Here is an 18003-nt window from a genome sequence, read left to right as displayed (position 1 = left end):
CACTGTCGAAGCTCACGGCAAATCGGTTGCTGCAGCAGATAATTCCGCAGTGTTGGCCGATTTCCTGCCCGACAGGATCGGCCAGCTGATCGCATCGGCCGACGTTCCCAATCGACTGCGGGACGCCGAGGTGCGCCGGATCACTGACGTCGGCCAGGGCCGCTTCGACGCGGTGATCCGCTACACCGAACTCGACGGCGGCTGGTTCGAACTGCGCAGCCGATGGGTGCGATACCACGACGGCAGTTGGCGCGTGCTCAGTGTGCGCAACATCCCGGACACGCCACCGTGGATGGACGTGACGGGACCCGGTGAGGATGGTTTGGACGCGCCGCACTGGGAGGGTCTGCGAGATGGCCGACTGCTGCTCCAACGGTGTTTGAACTGCGCCACGTGGGTATGGTCGCCTCGGCCGATCTGCCCGTCCTGCCACGGATTCGAGATGATTTGGGAGCCAGTCGATCCCGTCGGCGCCATCTACTCATGGACACGCACGTGGCAGCCGTTCACCCGCGAGAGCACCGGCCACCTTCCCTACGTCGTGGTGCTCGTCGAACTGCCGGCCGCAGGGTCGAAGCGCGTCCTCGGGGTGCTCGCCAACGCCGACGGGGCGACACCCGCAATCGGCGCCTCCGTGCGCGGTGTCATCGAACAGCCGCCGGACGACGAACACTGGCCGTTGGTGCGGTGGCATCTCGACGGACCGGCATTGTGAGCGGTTTCCGCGGCGCGACCGCGGTTGTCGGCGTCGGCGCCACCGAGTACCTCCGCCGGGGCACGAGCGTGCATACGTCCGCACAATTGGTGTTGCAGGCGATTCTCGCTGCATGTGTGGACGCCGACTGCGATCCGCGCCAGATCGACGGATTCGTCTCTTACGGCGGCGATTCGTCGGAGGGGTTGGCAATCGGCGCCGCGCTTGGCGTGCACGAGGTCCGCTGGTCGACAGAGGTGTGGGGCGGCGGCGGGGGAGGCGTTGCCGCGGCGGTCAACTGTGCGGCCGCCGCGGTGTACAGCGGGCAGGCAAAGTGCGTCGCGGTCTACCGGGGCCTCAGCGAAGCCGTCGACGGACGACGGGCCTTCGCCAAGGGGCACCTCGGCTCGCTGTACTCGGCGCACGGCGTCATGGCCCCGGCGCAGGTGTGCGCTCTGCGCACGCAACGGATGCTCGAGGTGGACGGTGTGCCCGCCTCGGCGCTCGAATCCGTCGCGATGGCCGGTTACCACCACGCGCAGAACAACCCTCGCGCCGTGGCGTACGGCAGGCCGCTCGACCACGAGCTGTACGCCAACAGTCGGCTGATCTCCGAGCCCCTACACCTCTACGACTGCTCACGCGAAAATGACGGTGCAGCAGCAATTCTCGTTGTCGGAACCGACCGGAGCGCCGACTACCGCGGTGTACCTGCGGTGATCCTCTCGGGTGTCCAGGGTGCCGCTTCCGGCTGGACCGAGTCGACGGAGAACGAGGTGTTGTACACCACTGCGGGCTATCACCCGGCACTCGTGCGGCGGCTCTGGGACGGGGCCGGGATCACCGCCGCTGAGGTCGATGTCGCGCAGGTATACGAGAACTTCACAGGCCCGGCGGTGGCATCGATGATCGACCATGGGCTGTGCCCGCCCGGACCTGATGCGGGGGAGTTCATGACGGTGGAGAACCTGACGGTTCCGCAGGGTGCGATGCCCATCAACACCGCGGGTGGCAACATCGCCGAGGGCTTCGTGCACGGCATCGGACTCGTCGTCGAGGCCGTCCGGCAGATCCGGGGAGGATCGTCGAATCCCGTTGCAGATGCGGATATCTCTCTTCTGATCGGCGGACCCATGGCACCGTTGGTGAGTTCGACGGTGTTCGGATCGCTACAGACATTGTGAGCCGGTGCGAGCGCCGAGATCGTGAAGGAGGAACATGGCTGCCACGGTGGGGTCCGCGTTGAAATGGTGGGCCAGGACGAAGGGTAACCGCGTCGCGATCCGCGTTGGCGCAGAACAGCTCACGTACCGTGAGTTGCAGGACTGGTCGAGCCGAGTGGCGCGCAAGCTCGTCGACGAGGGCGTCAAGCCAGGCGATCGCGTGGGTCTGCTGTCACCCAATGCGCTGCAGTGGCCCGTCATCGCGCTGGCGATTCTGAAGACAGGGGCGCTGCTGGTGCCCTTCAACGCCAGGCTCAAACCCGCTGAGATCCGCAAAGTGGCCGATGACTCGGGCCTAAGCGCCATGGTCGCCGGACCTGGACCACTCGCCGCAGCGACGGAGGCCAAAGGCAGCGGCCGGGAATTCGCCCTGCTTGGCTTCGACGCCGTCGATACGCTCCGGGACGGAGGTCCGGAAGACTTCTGCATCGATCGCGGGCTCGAGGACCCGATCGCGCTGATCTTCACCAGTGGTTCCACCGGCCTGTCCAAGGGTGTGATCCTCACCAACCAGACGCTTCTCGGAATCGTGCTCGAGAACACCCTGACCGAGGAGGGGTTCCGTCCGGGGACGGTGACGCTGCTCGTCCTTCCGCTGGCATTCACCCCTGGATTGGTCTACGGCCTACTGGTGACCATGGTGCTAGGCGGCACGCTGATCGTCGAGCCCGAGCTGAATGCCTCGCGCGCTGTCAACCTCATCGAGGAGCATCGAGTGCGAGCCCTGTTCGGTGTGCCGGTGATCTTCGAAACCCTTTCGCGAGCGCCAGAATTCGATACCGCGGATCTCAGCAGCCTCGAGACCGCGATCGTTGGCGGTGCCGCCGTTCCGCCGGATCTGCTGCGTCGCTGGTCCGACAAGAACGTGCTGCTCCGCCAGATCTACGGTATGACCGAATCCGGAGGTGTGGCCACCGCGACCTTGAAAGACGAAGCGCTGCAACATCCGAACTCGTGTGGTGGCGGTTCGATCTTCACCGAGGTGCGCGTCATGGCCGAGGATGGCTCGCTGGCCGACGCCGGAGTGCAAGGTGAACTCGTCGTGCGCGGCCCGGGTGTCACACCCGGCTACTGGGAGGATCCGGTCTCGACGGCGGCGGCCATTCGGGACGGCTGGCTGCACAGCGGTGACCTCGGTACCAGCGACGCTGACGGGCGGATCACCTTCGTCGACAGGTTGAAGGATCTCATCATTTCGGGCGGGATCAACATCTCGCCGGTGGAACTCGAGGCGGCCATCGCCACTCTCGACGGCGTGGCTGAGGTGGCGGTGATCGCCGCGCCCGACCCACGATGGGGTGAGACACCTGCGGCGATCATCACCGTCGCGGACGGACACGAAGGTCTCGATGGGTCTGCGGTCATCGCCCACTGCGAGAAGGTGCTCTCGGATTACAAGGTGCCCCGCTACGTGGTGCTCAACTCGGATCCGCTGCCCAGGCTCCCGAGCGGCAAGATCGCCAAGCGTGTGATCCGTGACCAGTACCGCGACATCGCGGAGCGGTTCGAAAAGGCGCGTTAGCTCTGGGCCGGACCATTCCGGTAGATCGACTTGGTGACGTGGTACGCCGCCAAGCCCTCGGGGCCGAGCTCGCGGCCCAGTCCGCTCGCCTTGACGCCGCCGAACGGTGACTGGATGTCGAGCTGGTAGTCGTTGATACCGATCGAACCGGTGCGCACGGCCCTGGCGATGTCGGTGGCACGTGCGGTGTCTGGCGACCACACCGTGCCCGCCAGACCGAACGCGCTGTCGTTGGCGAGGCGCACGGCGTCGGCGTCGTCGGTATACGGCGTGATGGTGACAACGGGTCCGAAGATTTCTTCCTGGGCGAGCCGGTCGGCGTTGTCGACGTCAGCAAACACCGTCGGTTCGACGAACCACCCGGCCGTCCGATCCTTGGGGATCCCGCCACCCGCAACGAGTTTCGCGCCGCTGGAAATGCCCAGTTCGACGTACTCTAGAACGCGATCGCGCTGCTGCGCGCTGACCAACGGCCCGATTTCGGTGTTGTCCTGGAGGGGGTCGCCGACAACAAGTTCGGTGGCGAGCCTGGCCACCGCGTCGACGAATTCCGTGTACCGCGACGAGGGGACCAGAATTCGCGAGCTCAGGTGGCAGGTCTGCCCGTTGTTGACGAACGACGCCGAGCGAAGGCCGGCAATGGTGGCCGCCACGTCGGCGTCGTCCAGGATGATCGCGGCGGACTTGCCGCCGAGCTCCAGGGTGACCGGCCGAATGAGCTGGCCGCACTCAGCGGCGATCCTGCGGCCTGCCGCGGTGGACCCGGTGAACGCGACCTTGTCGACGTCGGGGTGCGCGACGAGATGTGCGCCGGCCGACGCGTCACCTGGCACCACGTTGAGAACTCCTGGCGGCAGGCCGGCTTCGTCCGCGGCCTCTGCGAAAATCAATGCGTCCAAGGCGGTTTCAGGTGCGGACTTCAGAACCACGGTGCATCCGGCGGTGAGCGCGGGCGCAATCTTCATGATCGCCAGTGCCTGTGGGTAGTTCCACGGCGTGATGGCCCCGACGACTCCAACTGGTTCACGCCGGACGATGGTGTGTCCGATGAGCGCGGGACGGATCTCCTCGGCTTCCCAGGCTGCGATCAGTTTCGCGTAGTAGCCGACAAGTATCGCTGGGAAGGCGCCATTGACCAGGCGCGACAACGTGATCGGCATCCCATTCTCGCGGGATACCAGGGTGGCGGTGCGCTCGGCCCGAGTGCGCAACCCGTTGGCGAAGGCTTTCAACGCCGCAGCCCGATCACGGGGGTCCGCAGCCGCCCACGCCGCAGCCGCCGGCCCTCGTGCGGCGGCCACGGCGTCGTCGACGTCGGCCTCGGTGGCGCAGGGTCCATCGGCCAGGTGGGTTCCGGTGGCCGCCTCCACGATGGGAGTCACCTTCGCGGCCCGGCGGAAGTTGCCGTCGACGTAGATGGATGGGGTGTCGATGAACGAGGTCATCCGGGGGGTACCTCCGGGTTTGGCGCGGGCGTTTCGAACAGCACACCCTCGGCGATGAGGTGATCAACAGCGGGACCGTCAAGGCCCAGCCATCGTCGGCAGACATCGCGGGTGTGCTGTCCGAGGACCGGTGCCGGTCGCAGTTCGGCCCGCGGAATGTGCCGATAGCGTGCGGGTCGCGTCTCGGTCGGCAGCGCCGTGTCGAACAGGGGGTGCGTCATATCGGTGTACAGCGCGCGCGCCACGACCTGGGGATCGGTGAGGATGTCGGTGCCCCGCTGCATCGGTGCCGCGGCGACACCCACCCGTTGCAGGAGTGTGGCGACGGTCTGCGGCGCGCGCTTTCGGGTCAATTCGGCGAGGTGCGCCCGCAGATCCACGCGATTTCGATACCGTTCCTCCGAAGTGGCGAACCTCGGGTCGGTGGCGAGTTCGGCCTGGCCGAGCGTGGTTGCCACCGCGCGCCATTCGTCGTCGCTGCCGATCGTGACCACACACCACTCGTCGTCGCCGTCGCAGGGGGACACGGCATGGACGGTGAGGTCGTTGGTGACGGGCCCGCCGGCCGCGCGCGCCCACTCAGTGGCGAAGGTGACTCCGAGTCCGCTGATGGCGGTTTCGGCCTGCGAGAGATGGACGTGCGCCCCGCGATGGACGCGGTCTCGCCGGATCAGCGCGGCGAGGGTCGCGACAGCGGCGAGGCGCGCCACGAGGTGATCGGGGAACACCGTGACCGCGTCGCCGAACGGATGCCGAGTGCCGGGCTCCGCGTCGCCGTCCGACCACAGGTGGGTGATTCCGGTCGAGGCTCGTACCAGCGGCCCGTAGCCCAAGCGTGCGCTCCAGGGCCCGCGGTCGCCGTATGCGCTGCTTTCAGCGAGGATGACCCCGGGCTTGATCCGTTTCAGATCGGCGTACGAGAAGCCAAGGGAGGCGAGTGTTCCCGGCTTGAAGTTTGCAAATACCGCATCGGCGTGTTCGACGAGCCGGGTGAACAGTGTCGCGCCACCGTCGGTGCGCAGGTCGAGTCCTAGAGCCGACTGGTTGCGGTGCGTCCACGCGAAGGACTCGCTCATAACCTGGCCCTGGCGGGCCTGACGCAGACCGTCGGGATAGGCGGGACTCTCGATCTTGACGACGTCGGCGCCGAGGTCGGCGAACAGCCGCCCGAGTTCTCCGCCTGCGACGATCACTCCGAGGTCGAGGATCCGCAAGCCGTCGAACGGTCGCGCCACGGGCTGCGTTGCAGAAGCCGATGGGGCGGATCTCGGGCGTGGCGGCCACTCGCCGGCTGCAGGTCGCGAGGTGTGGCGGATGCCCGCGCGACGCCCGTCGATGACGATCGCTCCGTCTGGAACGTCGATTGCAGTCTCTGCCGTCACGGCGACCCGGGTCCATGCGTTGGTCCTGCGGAAGTGTGATGAGGACTGGATGCCGCGCGCGGTGAGCACCGCGGCCACTGGAACCCCCCTTGCCGTGGCGTCCTCGACGAGTTCGGCGGCGCCTCGGTCGGCGAACAGGTCGGCGATCATCGTGCCGATCTCTTCGAAAGCGGCCGCCCGGACCGCAATGTGGTCGTACTTGGGATCTTGAAAAGCTTCGGGCTCACCGAGCCACGACCGCATGGCCCGCCATTGGCGGGGTGCGAGCAGGCAGATGCGGACGAATCCGTCGCGGCAGGCGAAGATCGGGTAGGAGTCTTGGCGTTTCGGACGTCCGCGTTGCGCCGATTGGATCCCGCGTGCCGCGGCGGCTTGACCCTGCGCTCCGAACGGCGGGTCCAGCGATTGCAGGATCGCCTCGAAGCGCGAGAAGTCGACGAAGTCGCCGCGCCCGGTGCGCAGACGCTGGTAGTACGCCACGAGTGCGGCCCAGGCGGCCTGAGCGGTGGCGGTTGCCGATGCGATGCCGTCGGGCGGGAGAACCGGCGATGCGCCGGGTGGGCCCGATCGCGACAGGACAGAAGAGAGCGCGTAGAGCACCGGGTCGGAGGCGCGCCACGAGGCTCGGGGTCCTTGGGTGCCAAAGTCGGTGATCGACAGCACCACGAGGTGATTGAAGCGATCCGGGAGCTGAATCGCCGGGTGGCCGAAATCGACTGACTGACCGGGGTTTCCGCTGTCGATCACGATGTCGGCCGATTCGGCGAGCGCGAGGAAGCGGTGCCTGTCGTCGTCGTTGGCGGGATCGAGCGTCACGGTGCACTTGTTGGCGTCGTTCAGCAGCGCCGCCACGCTCACTCCCGCGACCAGGGGTGCGCGCTGAGGTGTGGCCACTCGGGCGGGCAGGTCGACCTTCAGCACGTCCGCGCCGAGGTCGGCGAGCAGGCGTCCCACCGCGGTGGCCTCGCGAACGGAAGCGTCGAGCACCCGCACCCCGGCCAGCACGGCGTCATCCATGGCGCAACTCGAGCTCACCCATCTCGCAGCGGGCGGCCGATGAAATGCTCGATAAACCTCATGTCATTAGATTATGGAACGGCGGCTTCGCCCGTCAATACCTCATGGCGTTAGGTTTATCGAGGACGACGCCGAGCAGAAACCCGCGCACCTTCGTCTCGAACAACTCCTCGGGTGCCAACGGACTCGCGCGCACAGCGGCGGCAAGCATGGGCTGCCGCACCGGATCGGCGTCACGAAAGCCGGTGGCTTGGTGATGTTCTGCATCGATCGCCTCGCTGAGCACCGAGCCCACCGCAAGTGTTTCCATACCGTCGACGATGCGGATGTGCAGAGCCTTCGGCACGCCCGATGTATCTAGGAATTCGATCGCGGCCTCGTACCCGCCCATCAAGAGGTCGCGCGGCGGATACCGCAGCAATAGCGGGGCGACATTGCGGTATCGCAACAGCGAGAGACGGAACTGCACCGCCAACGCGACGAAGTGTTCGGGCCAGGTCGGTCCGGGAAGCATGCCCGTCGGGACGATCGCGGTTCCGGCGACAAGGCCGACGGCTGCCCGCAGGATTTCGTTCTTGCTGCGGAAATGGTGATAGAGCGACGGAGCGCGCACGCCCATGTGCGCGGCGAGTCGCGGCACACTGAACGCCTCCAGTCCCTCGGCGTCAATGATCTCGAGGGCGGCGACGATGGCTGCCGAACGAACGATCAGAGGTTTGGCTGGTCGTGCCATCGCAAGCTCAATGCCCGGAGGTTCCGCCGTCGATGGCGAGCGTCGATCCCGTGATGTAACTGGAGGCCGAACTCGCGAGGAACACGACCGCCGCATCGACCTCGCGCTGAGTGGCGATACGGCCGAGTGAGCACCCCGCGAGGAATTCTTGCAGTGTCTCCGCGGACATCTCATTGATCATGTCGGTCTCGACGAATCCCGGTGCGATGGCATTGACGCGGATGCCCTTACGCGCGGCCCACTGATTCGAGAGGTCGCGCGTCAGCCCGATCAGGCCGGCCTTGCTGGCGGCGTAGGCCGCCTGTGGCAGCGCGGATTTCATCAGGCCGAGCATGCTGGACACGTTGACGATGCTCGAGCCCCTGCGCATCACCTGTGCGCAGGCCTGCGCAGCGTAGAAGGCGCCGAACAGGTTGACCTCGACGACCCAGCGAAATTCCTCTGGTTTCTCCGACGACGCCGGTGCGACGCTGGACACGCCTGCGTTGTTCACCAGCACATCGACGTGACCGAACTCGGCCATCGTCGCGTCGACGAGATCTCGGCAGTCGAGCGGCTTCGTGACATCGGTGGGGACGGCGATGCATGCTCGGCCGGTATCCCGGACAGCTGCGGCGGTCTGCTCCAGGTGTCCGCGGCGGCGGCCGGCGACCACCACGTGCGCTCCCGCCTCGGCGAGTGCGACGGCGATCCCTGCGCCAAGACCGCTGCCCGCCCCGGTGACAACCGCGACGGAGCCGGTCAATCCAAAAAGGTCAAGTACCGACTTCCGTCGAGTCTCACTCAACACATCGCGTCCTTTCGATGGGACTTGTCGCGACGGATCTTAACCTAATGAGTATAGGTTTAGCGACTGCCGCAGCGCCGCCCCTTTCCGTTGCCACACTGGCTCGATGCCGGAGGGGTCAGGAACCCACCCTGTCGTCGACGGGGCAGAACGCGGGTAACACGAACGCGCGCAACATCTCGCGGTGGTCGGGGTCTTCCGATGGCGAGAAGTCGAGTCGGCCGACCATGATGAACTGCACCAGAGCCAGCCATTCCGCGACGGCGGATAGGTCGATGTCGCTGCGGATCTCACCACGGTCGATAGCCCGTTGAAAGATCGGCTCCCACATTTCGGCGGTCAAGCCGGCCGCCAGGTTCGATTCGCCGACGATCGGCGACGTCATGCCCATGTGCTCGGGGCTGACGAGGATCCGCACGATGGGATCCTTGCGGCCGTGGTCGACGAGGTACACGAGGCCCTCCACCAGCTGGTCGGCGAAGGTCTCGTGGCTCAGGATGAACTTTCGCGCGCGCCCGAAGAGCATGCGCGAGCGGCGCTCAATAAGCGCGCCGATCAACGCATCTCGGTCACCGAAGTACCGATAGACAGTCGGGCGGGATACGCCAGCCTCCTTGCCGATGTCGTCCATTGTGGTCTTGGGAATTCCGTAGCGCAGTATCACGGCTTCCGCGGCGGCCAAAATCTGCTCGCGAGCCTCGTCGACATCCACGCTTAGGCCGGATCCGTCCCTGCGTCGAGGCATGTGCACTCCCGTCGGCCGCCCGTGCCCGTGACAGTATACGTTGTTTGTCAGCTGTAAAGAGCGGCGCCGTAGGTCGGTCGTGTCAGTCGCCTTCGATGATCAAGGCTAGTTCCGGGCAGGACGCGACGCCGTCGCGCGCCGCCTGCTCGTCGCCGGGAGCCACGTCCCGGACATCGAGCGTGGAGAAGCCTTCGTCATCGATCGGAAAGAGATCCGGATCGACGGCGTAGCACTGCGCGTGTCCGGCACATTTCGAGCGCTCGAGACGGACCTTCATCGTCGGTTCTCCTTGTCTGTCGGTCGAGACGGTCGTTGCGCAGCCGTCCCGATAAACCTTATGATCTTAGGTAAATCACGGTCAACGACCCGAGGGGGCACAACGATGTCAGGCCCAGCCGTAGTTGCGGGACGTCCCGTAATCACCGTCCAGTGCCCCGTCGATGGACGCGACATCGGGACCGTGCCGGATCTCAGCGGTGACGAGGTCGCGGCCCTGTGCGCTGAACTGCGTGAGGCCCAATCTCAATGGGAGGCGCTGGGACCGGGTGGCCGCAGTGTGCATCTGCGGCGCTGGCTGGATTGGCTACTCGACAACGAACGACGACTGCTGGAGATGGTGCAGCAGGAAACGGGGAAGTCGTGGGCCGACGCGTCGCTGGAGATGTCGGTTGCTGTCGATGTCATCAACTACTTCACCGGAAATGCTGAGCGATTTCTCGCCGATCGGAGGGTCAAGCCCGCGGGTGCCGCAAACGCGATGCGTCGGCTGAGGGTGCAGGTGCGACCCCATCAGTTGGTCGGCTTGATCACCCCGTGGAACGGGCCGCTGGCCGGTCCGATGATGGACGTGGTGGGAGCTCTGGTTGCCGGTGCCGCAGTGGTGTCGAAGCCGTCGGAGGTCACACCACTCACGTGGACCGAAGTGGTGCGAGGTTGGCGCGAGGAGATCGGCGCCCCGCCGGTGCTGGCCGCGGCGACCGGGGGACGCGAGGCCGGCGTCGCGGTGGTCGACGAGGTCGACATGGTCATGTTCACCGGATCGGTCCGGACCGGACGGTCCATCGCCGTCCGGTGTGCTGAGCGCCTGATCCCGTGCAGCCTGGAGCTGGGCGGAAAGGACGCGATGGTGGTGCTGGCCGACGCCGATCTGCAGCGTGCGGCCGGTGCTGCGGTGTGGGGTGGGATGACCAACTCGGGGCAGGCCTGCGTTGGCGTTGAGCGAGTGTATGTTGAAGCACCCGTCTACGACGAGTTCGTGAAGCTGGTGACCAACCGGGTGACCGCACTGCGGCAGGGTATGGACGCGCCGGGCAGCTATGCGAGCGACATTGGAGCGATGGTCACGCCTAGTCAGTTGGATATCGTCGCCGAACACGTCGCCGATGCCGTTTCCAAGGGTGCGCGAATACTCACCGGTGGCCGACGCACACCCGGAAATGGCTTCGCACCAACAGTTCTCGTCGACGTGGACCATACGATGCGGTGCATGCGCGAGGAGACTTTCGGTCCGACCCTGGCGATCATGCGGGTGAGCGGCGAGGACCAGGCGATCACGCTCGCCAACGACTCCGAGTACGGCTTGAGCTCGAGTCTGTGGACTCGGGACAATCGGCGGGCCAATCGCCTCTCTCGTCGCATTGAAGCCGGGTCGGTGTCGATCAACAACGCGCTCGTGGCCACCTTTCAACTTCCGATCCCGATGGGCGGCTGGAAAAACTCGGGACTCGGTACCCGATTCGGTGGGGCGCAGGGCGTTCTCAAGTACTGCCGGCAGCAGTCCGTGGTGGAGGAGAGGCTGCCGCTGAAGTCGGAGCCGATGTGGTACCCGGTGGTGCCCGCCCGCTCGCGCCTGATGGCGCGGGCGGTGCGGCTGCTGGGAGCGCACGATTGGCGCCGTCGCCTCGGACGTTGACGGGGCGTATCAAACGCGCTGCTATGCACCGCTTTTGATCATCGCCCTGCCTATACTCGATAGTTGCGACAAAGCGCGGTTCGCCGCCCGACGGTAAGGATCACCCACGTGCCCAGGCCCTCCAAGCCGTTGATCAGCCGAACGGCTGCCGTCGAGGCGTCGATCGAGATCATCGATGAAGAGGGTCTCGGCGGGTTCAACCTTCCCCGACTCGCGGACCACCTGGGCGTACGTCCGCCCTCGCTCTACCACCACTTCGGCAGCAAGGACGAAATCCTCATCGCGGTGGCGCGCTACATTGCGGGCAAGTCGGTCATCCGTCCGCGGCGACCACCGGGACCTGACTGGCCGGAGTACTTCGTGAGCTTCGGACTGAACTTCCGGCAGTCGGTACTGCGGCACCGCAACGCCGCGTCCGTCTTGATCGAGCACCTCCCGCGCGAGACCCTCGTCGCCGGTTTCGAGGATGCGGCCCTTTACCTTTACAGGTCGGGTGTACCGGTCCATCTGCACGTCCAGATTCTCGATGGCGTCGAAACACTCTGCGTCGGCGCGGTCCTCAGTGAGGCGATGCACAGACCGCGAACAAAGCACTCGCTTTTCCCGGCGGTAAGTCCCGAGGAGCACCCGAACCTTACCGCCGCGCTCGAGGCCAACGAGCTCACCGTTAAAGAGCTCTTCGCCAACCGAATTCGCAGCTTCTTGTACGGCGTGGTGCTCACCGATGAATACCGGCACGGCGTCAAGGAGTCATCCGCCTAGACGTGCGGTTGGCTGCGATCGGCGCCGGATAGCCGCGTTGAACCGTTGGCACTGGCGCCACTTCTCGGGTAGCGCGCGCACCTGCGTGCGGCGTCAGCTGTGATCCGTCGACGCACCGAATCGATGCGCCCGAATTCCATGCAGAACTTCAGATCCCGCAATCCGGCTGAGGCCTTCGTGGAGGGAGTCCAGCCGGTGTCCTGGTTCACATGACCGCTCGACAGTGAATTGTCTCGCATCGAGGGTCTTGGCAACTAAACCTATTGCTAGTAGATTGACGTCGGACAGCGCTAAACCGCATGGCATTAGTTTTCTACCGATATCTGTGCACGTCAGGATAGGTCTCACATGAACTCAGGTCTACCGCCTCAAGGGACTCCGGTCCGCCGGCCTTTCGTTAAGTGGCGTTGACTGATGACGGTACGGACACTGCGACGCGGGTTTCGGTGATGGCCGGAATCAGCGGGGCGCTCGACAAGTTCTCGGCGACGAAGGCGAGCAAGCCCTTCGGCGCGCTCGGCGGTTTCTTCGCGATGACGCTCGATGTTCTCGTCCAGATCCCGCGGCGCCCGTTCGCCTGGCGGGAGTTCATCCTGCAGGCGTGGTTCGTGGCCAGGGTGTCACTCGTTCCGACGTTGATGCTGGCGATTCCGTTCACAGTTTTGCTCGTCTTTACATTCAACATCCTGCTGGTGGAGTTCGGCGCCGCGGACTACTCCGGCACCGGCGCCGCATACGGTACGGTCACCCAGATTGGGCCCGTGGTGACGGTTCTCGTCGTCTCTGGGGCGGGTGCAACTGCGATGTGCGCCGACCTCGGCGCCCGCACGATCCGTGAGGAACTCGACGCGCTGCGCGTGATGGGCGTCAATCCGATTCAGGCCTTGGTGGTTCCACGAGTTCTCGCGGCCACCGTGGTTGCCACCCTCCTGTCCTCGGTCGTCATTCTTGTCGGTCTCGTCGGCAGCTTCGCGTTCTCGGTGTTCGTCCAGCACGTGACTCCCGGTTCGTTCATCGGTGGCCTCACTGTCATCACTAAGGCGCCCGACGTCGTCGTGGCCCTCATCAAATCGACGCTCTTCGGCCTGGCAGCTGGCTTGATCGCCTGCTACAAGGGCATTTCGGTGGGAGGTGGACCCGCTGGCGTCGGTAACGCCGTCAACGAGACGGTCGTGTTCACCTTCGTAGCGCTGTTCGCGATCAACATCGTCGCAACCGCAGTCGGCGTACAGGCGACATTGTGAGTACGAGCCTTCCCAGCGAAGAGTTCCCGAAGCTGCGCAACGTCATGAATGGGTTCATCGACGGGCTCGTGCGCATCGGCAGACAAGCGCAATTCTATTTTCAGACGATGGCGTCGATGCGCGACGCCGTCGTGCACTACAACGGTGAGACGGTGCGGCTAATTGCCCAGATGAGTTTGGGTACTGGAGCTTTAGCGATTATCGGGGGGACGGTGGTGATCGTCGGCTTCCTGACGCTGTCCACCGGAGCGCTCGTTGCCGTGCAGGGTTACAACCAGTTTGCGAACGTCGGCGTCGAGGCACTGACCGGTTTCGCCTCGGCCTTCTTCAATGTCCGCCTCATTGCGCCCGTCATCGCCGGAATTGCCCTGGCCGCCACCATCGGGGCCGGTGCGACTGCACAACTGGGCGCGATGCGGATCAACGAGGAGATCGATGCGCTCGAAGTCATCGGGGTGCGGTCGGTTGCGTACCTCGCCGCGAACCGCGTCATAGCGGGTGTGATCGTCGTGATGCCGCTCTACTGCGTCGCGATGATCACCGCCTTCCTAGCCGCCCGGTTTGGCACCACCGTGGTCTACGGTCAGTCCAGCGGGGTCTACGACCACTACTTCAACACCTTCCTGAATCCGACCGACATCATCTGGTCGTTCTTCCAGGCGGTGTTGATGGCTGTCGTCATCATGCTGGTGCACACGTACTACGGCTACACCGCATCCGGTGGACCGGCCGGAGTGGGTGAAGCCGTTGGACGCGCCGTCAGGACGTCCATGATCTCAGCGGTTTTCGTCGTGCTCTTCGTCTCGCTGGCCATCTACGGGCAATCCGGCAACTTCCAGCTGGCGGGATAGCGCGGTGTCACTTAGCGAGCGGGCCCAACGTATTTCACCGATTTGGTGGTCGGTGGTCTTGTTCAGCACCATCATCGCGCTGGTAACGCTGTGCTCGGCGTTGTTCGCCGGCGCCTTCACCCGCTACGTTCCGGTCACGCTCGTCTCCGACCGCACGGGACTGGTGATGGAATCTGGCGCGAAGGTGAAGCTGCGCGGCGTGGAGGTGGGCCGGGTCGCCGGCGTCACCGCCGGTAGCGGGCGAAACAGCCTCCAGCTGGAGATCTTTCCGGATCAGGTGAAGCGCATCCCTGCCAACGTCGAGGCGGAAATCAAGGCCACCACGGCCTTCGGTGCAAAATACGTGGACCTGATCTACCCCGACCAACCGAGCCCGCAACGGCTGCGCGCCGGCGAGGTCCTCCGCTCGCGCAACGTGACCACCGAGGTCAACACCGTCTTCGACCACCTCGTGAGCCTGCTCAACCAGATCGACGTGTCGAAGCTGAACGCGGTGTTGACCGCACTGTCCGACGGGGTCCGGGGTCAGGGCGAGCGCATCGGTCAAGCAACGACCGACGCTAACGAGGTGCTCAAGGAGATCAATCCGCGGATGGACACCGTCGCCGCAGACTGGCGTGCGTTCAAGGCGGTCAGCGACGCATACGGCGTCGCAGCGGGGGACATCATGGCCACGCTCGATGCGGCGACTACCACCAGTGACACCATCACGGAACACGCCTCGGACTTGGATGCGTTGCTGATGAACGCGATCGGATTCTCGAACAGCGGAACCACCCTGCTGGGGCCGAACAAGGACACCATCGTCAACGGCATCAACGTGCTCGAACCGACGACGAGCCTGCTGCTGAAGTACCGCCCCGAGTACGCGTGCACGATTCAGGGCGCGAAGGTGTTCCTGGACCAGGCAGGCAACGAGTGGTTCGGCGGCGACGGTCGCACTGTGTTCCTTGACGCCGGGATCTCCTTTGGCGACGATCTCTACCGCTATCCGAAAAACCTGCCGGTCGTGGCCGCCAAGGGCGGTCCCGGCGGCATGCCCGGCTGCGGGTCGCTGCCCGACGTGGCCACGAACTTCCCTGTGCGCCAGCTGATCACGAACACCGGTTATGGAACCGGGCTGGACTGGCGGCCCAACCCCGGCATCGGACAGACGTGTTCGGCCAGCTATACGCCTGTCACCAGGGCCATCCCCGGACCTCCGGACGTGGGTCAGTGCCTGCCAGGGCCGGCCCCTGGTCCGCCGCCGCCATATCCCGGTGGACCTCCATACGGGGCGCCGTGGTACGCCGCGGACGGGACTCCGCTCTACCCAGGCCTTCCGGCGGGACCCGCACCCGCGCAGCTGCCCCCGCCACCGGCCGAGGCCACACCGCCACCGCCGTGACCCCCGCGATCCATAGACGAAAGCGAAACCCGTGAACACCAAACTGAGTCGAGCCGCGATCAGCCTCGCGATCTTCGTGGTCGTGTGTCTGGTCGGCACCATGGGCCTGCTCGCGATCTTCTCGCAGTTTCGCTTCTCCAGTGAACAGCTCTACCGAGCCGAGTTCACCGACGTCAGCGGTCTGAAGGCGGGCGACTTCGTCCGCATCGCCGGGGTCGAGGTCGGCAAGGTCACTGCGATCTCGATCAACGCGGACTCGCACGCCCTCGTGGAGTTCTCCGCCGACCCCACGGTGGAACTCACCGACGCGTCGAAGGCCGCCGTCCGCTGGGAGAACCCGATCGGTGATCGGTATCTCGCGTTGCTGGAGGGCACGGGCGGAATGAAGCAGCTCAGCCGCGGTGAGACGATCAACGTGAATCTCACCGAGCCGGCGCTGGATCTCGACACACTGTTGGGCGGATTCCGACCCCTCTTTCGGGCGTTGGATCCCGAGCAAGTGAATGTGCTTTCCTCTCAGCTCATTTCGGTGTTTCAGGGCGAAGGTGCGACGATCGGCTCGTTCCTGAATCAAGCCGCCGCCATCACCAGCACCCTCGCCGACCGGGACGAGCTGATCGGACAGGTGATCGTCAACCTGAACGCGGTGGTCGGGTCCTTTAGCGGGGAGAGCACGCAGTTCGCGAAGGCGGTCGACTCGCTGGCGCAACTCACCAAGGGTTTGGCGGATCGCAAGACCGACGTCGCCAATGCCATCGCCTACACGAATGCCGCCACCGGCACGATCGCCGACCTGCTGGTAGCAGCGCGACCGCCGCTCAAGGATGTGGTGACCCAGACGGACCGCGTCGCAACGATCGTGGCCGACGACCATGTGTGGTTCGATCAGTACCTCGAGACGATCCCACAGTCTTATAAGGTGCTCAGCCGACTGGGCATCATGGGTGATTTCTTCACCTTCTACCTCTGCGACTTGGTGCTCAAGGTGAATGGCAAAGGCGGCCAACCGGTTTACATCAAGTTGGCCGGGCAGAGCTCGGGACGGTGCGCGCCGAAGTGAAATCCTTTCAAGAACGCAACCCCGTGCTGATTGGCATCATCGGACTGTCGCTCACGATCGCCGTTGTCGTGCTCGCGCTGCAATACAAGAAGCTGCCCTTCATCCACGACACCGACGACTACTCGGCGCACTTCGCCGAGGCGGGAGGGCTGCTGAAGGGCGCTCCGGTGCAGGTCGCCGGGTACCGCGTCGGGGAAGTGTCGTCGGTCAAACTCGATGGAGCGCAAGTACTCGTGACCTTCAACGTCGACGGCGACATCCGGCTCGGCGAACAGACCGAGGCCAACATCAGGACCAAGAGCCTGCTCGGCGCCAAGGTTTTGGAGATCACACCGCGCGGCGAGGGTCGACTCAGTGGCACCATCCCACTCGACCGGACCAAGTCGCCGTATCAGCTGCCGGATGCGCTCGGCGATCTCTCCGCGACGATCGAGAGCCTGAACACCGACGACGTGTCCTCGGCCCTGGGCACACTGGCCGAAACCTTCAAGGACACGCCGCCCGCCGTGCAGAACGCGGTCCAGGGAGTGGGCCGGTTCGCGCAGACCCTGGGCACTCGCGATTCGGCCCTGCGTAGCCTGCTGGCTGACGCCGACAAGGCCACGACCGTACTGGCCGAGCGCGCTGATCAAGTGGCGGGACTGGTGGCCAACAGCAACGCGTTACTGGCCGAGCTACTCACGCAACGCAATGCCCTGCAACAGATCTCGGGCAATCTCTCAGGCCTCGCGCAGCAGCTGTCCGGTTTTATCGCCGACAACAAGGCCCAGCTACGTCCTGCACTCGACAAGCTCAACACGGTGCTGGCGATCGTCGACACCCGCAAAGCCGGATTGCAGCAGGCGATCAAGTACCTCAACCAGTACGCGATGTCACTCGGAGAATCGGTCGCCTCGGGCCCGTTCTTCAAGGCTTACATCGCCAATCTGCTTCCCGGACAGTTCGTCCAGCCGTTTGTGGACGCGGCCTTCTCCGATCTTGGACTGGACCCCAACGTGCTGCTGCCATCGGAGCGCACCGATCCGCAGGTCGGTCAGCGGGCCACGCCGGCGCTCCCGGTGCCCTATCCCCGCACCGGACAGAGCGGCGAGCCTCGGCTCAACCTGCCCGACGCGATCACTGGAAACCCGGGAGACCCGGGCTGCGGTCCGCCCGGCCTGCCGTTACCCGGCCCCACAGGCTGCTACCCGTACAGGGATCCGGGCCCGGCGCCGGCCCCGGGAGGACCCCCACCCGGAC

General features: G+C 65.3%; 16 protein-coding genes. 10 read left to right on the top strand and 6 right to left on the bottom strand.

Going from position 1 to position 18003, the window contains the following annotated elements; all coding sequences use genetic code 11:
• The first annotated feature begins 49 nt into the window (after positions 1 to 49).
• Genes AU072_RS28875 through AU072_RS21160 form a run of 3 tightly spaced genes read left to right on the top strand, consistent with a single transcriptional unit; the run spans position 50 to position 3439 of the window.
• On the top strand, positions 50 to 715 hold the full coding sequence (locus tag AU072_RS28875; protein WP_328586853.1) for a Zn-ribbon domain-containing OB-fold protein: 666 nt from the start codon (positions 50 to 52) through the stop codon (positions 713 to 715).
• Positions 712 to 1878, top strand: coding sequence for a thiolase C-terminal domain-containing protein (locus tag AU072_RS21165; protein ID WP_064415611.1), 1167 nt, complete (start codon positions 712 to 714; stop codon positions 1876 to 1878). Before AU072_RS28875 ends, AU072_RS21165 begins: the two co-directional genes overlap by 4 nt.
• 34 nt (positions 1879 to 1912) lie before the next feature.
• Positions 1913 to 3439, top strand: a complete 1527-nt coding sequence (locus AU072_RS21160; protein WP_064415610.1) for a class I adenylate-forming enzyme family protein — start codon at positions 1913 to 1915, stop codon at positions 3437 to 3439.
• Here AU072_RS21160 and AU072_RS21155 read toward each other — a convergent pair.
• The 6 genes from AU072_RS21155 to AU072_RS21130 all read right to left on the bottom strand — a co-directional run bounded on the left by AU072_RS21155 (position 3436) and on the right by AU072_RS21130 (position 9825).
• Positions 3436 to 4884, bottom strand: a complete 1449-nt coding sequence (locus AU072_RS21155; RefSeq protein ID WP_064415609.1) for an aldehyde dehydrogenase — start codon at positions 4882 to 4884, stop codon at positions 3436 to 3438. The genes AU072_RS21160 and AU072_RS21155 overlap by 4 nt on opposite strands.
• A complete protein-coding gene (locus AU072_RS21150; RefSeq protein ID WP_064415608.1) occupies positions 4881 to 7283 on the bottom strand; it encodes a CaiB/BaiF CoA-transferase family protein in 2403 nt (800 codons plus the stop codon). The genes AU072_RS21155 and AU072_RS21150 overlap by 4 nt, the downstream gene beginning before the upstream one ends.
• A 94-nt stretch (positions 7284 to 7377) precedes the next feature.
• A complete protein-coding gene (locus AU072_RS21145; protein ID WP_064415607.1) occupies positions 7378 to 8016 on the bottom strand; it encodes a TetR family transcriptional regulator in 639 nt (212 codons plus the stop codon).
• A gap of 7 nt (positions 8017 to 8023) precedes the next feature.
• On the bottom strand, positions 8024 to 8761 hold the full coding sequence (locus tag AU072_RS21140; RefSeq protein WP_235629878.1) for an SDR family NAD(P)-dependent oxidoreductase: 738 nt from the start codon (positions 8759 to 8761) through the stop codon (positions 8024 to 8026).
• A gap of 160 nt (positions 8762 to 8921) precedes the next feature.
• Positions 8922 to 9548, bottom strand: coding sequence for a TetR/AcrR family transcriptional regulator (locus tag AU072_RS21135; RefSeq protein ID WP_064415606.1), 627 nt, complete (start codon positions 9546 to 9548; stop codon positions 8922 to 8924).
• An 82-nt stretch (positions 9549 to 9630) separates the two neighbouring features.
• A complete protein-coding gene (locus tag AU072_RS21130; protein ID WP_064415605.1) occupies positions 9631 to 9825 on the bottom strand; it encodes a ferredoxin in 195 nt (64 codons plus the stop codon).
• 105 nt (positions 9826 to 9930) lie between these two features.
• On the opposite strand from AU072_RS21130, the gene AU072_RS21125 reads away from it, so the two are divergent.
• The 7 genes from AU072_RS21125 to AU072_RS21095 all read left to right on the top strand — a co-directional run.
• Positions 9931 to 11460 (top strand): aldehyde dehydrogenase family protein, encoded by a 1530-nt coding sequence (locus tag AU072_RS21125; RefSeq protein WP_064415604.1) that lies wholly within the window; start codon positions 9931 to 9933, stop codon positions 11458 to 11460.
• A 108-nt stretch (positions 11461 to 11568) separates the two neighbouring features.
• On the top strand, positions 11569 to 12222 hold the full coding sequence (locus AU072_RS21120; RefSeq protein WP_064415603.1) for a TetR family transcriptional regulator: 654 nt from the start codon (positions 11569 to 11571) through the stop codon (positions 12220 to 12222).
• Between the two features lie 449 nt (positions 12223 to 12671).
• Positions 12672 to 13466, top strand: coding sequence for an MlaE family ABC transporter permease (locus tag AU072_RS21115; RefSeq protein ID WP_120271018.1), 795 nt, complete (start codon positions 12672 to 12674; stop codon positions 13464 to 13466).
• Between the two features lie 44 nt (positions 13467 to 13510).
• Positions 13511 to 14317 carry an ABC transporter permease gene (locus AU072_RS21110; protein WP_174523764.1) on the top strand — a complete coding sequence of 269 codons (807 nt, stop codon included), beginning with the start codon at positions 13511 to 13513 and terminating at the stop codon, positions 14315 to 14317.
• A 52-nt stretch (positions 14318 to 14369) separates the two neighbouring features.
• Positions 14370 to 15704 carry an MCE family protein gene (locus AU072_RS21105; protein ID WP_235629879.1) on the top strand — a complete coding sequence of 445 codons (1335 nt, stop codon included), beginning with the start codon at positions 14370 to 14372 and terminating at the stop codon, positions 15702 to 15704.
• A gap of 31 nt (positions 15705 to 15735) precedes the next feature.
• Positions 15736 to 16764, top strand: coding sequence for an MCE family protein (locus tag AU072_RS21100; RefSeq protein WP_064415601.1), 1029 nt, complete (start codon positions 15736 to 15738; stop codon positions 16762 to 16764).
• The coding region (locus AU072_RS21095; RefSeq protein ID WP_064415620.1) for an MCE family protein at positions 16761 to 18003 on the top strand (1243 nt) is incomplete at its 3' end. The genes AU072_RS21100 and AU072_RS21095, both read left to right, overlap by 4 nt.

Source organism: Mycolicibacterium novocastrense (assembly GCF_001499835.1).
GTDB classification, from domain to species: Bacteria; Actinomycetota; Actinomycetes; order Mycobacteriales; family Mycobacteriaceae; genus Mycobacterium; species Mycobacterium novocastrense.
The sequence above is the reverse complement of the archived record's forward strand: the minus strand, read 5'-3'. Positions and strand labels throughout refer to the sequence as shown.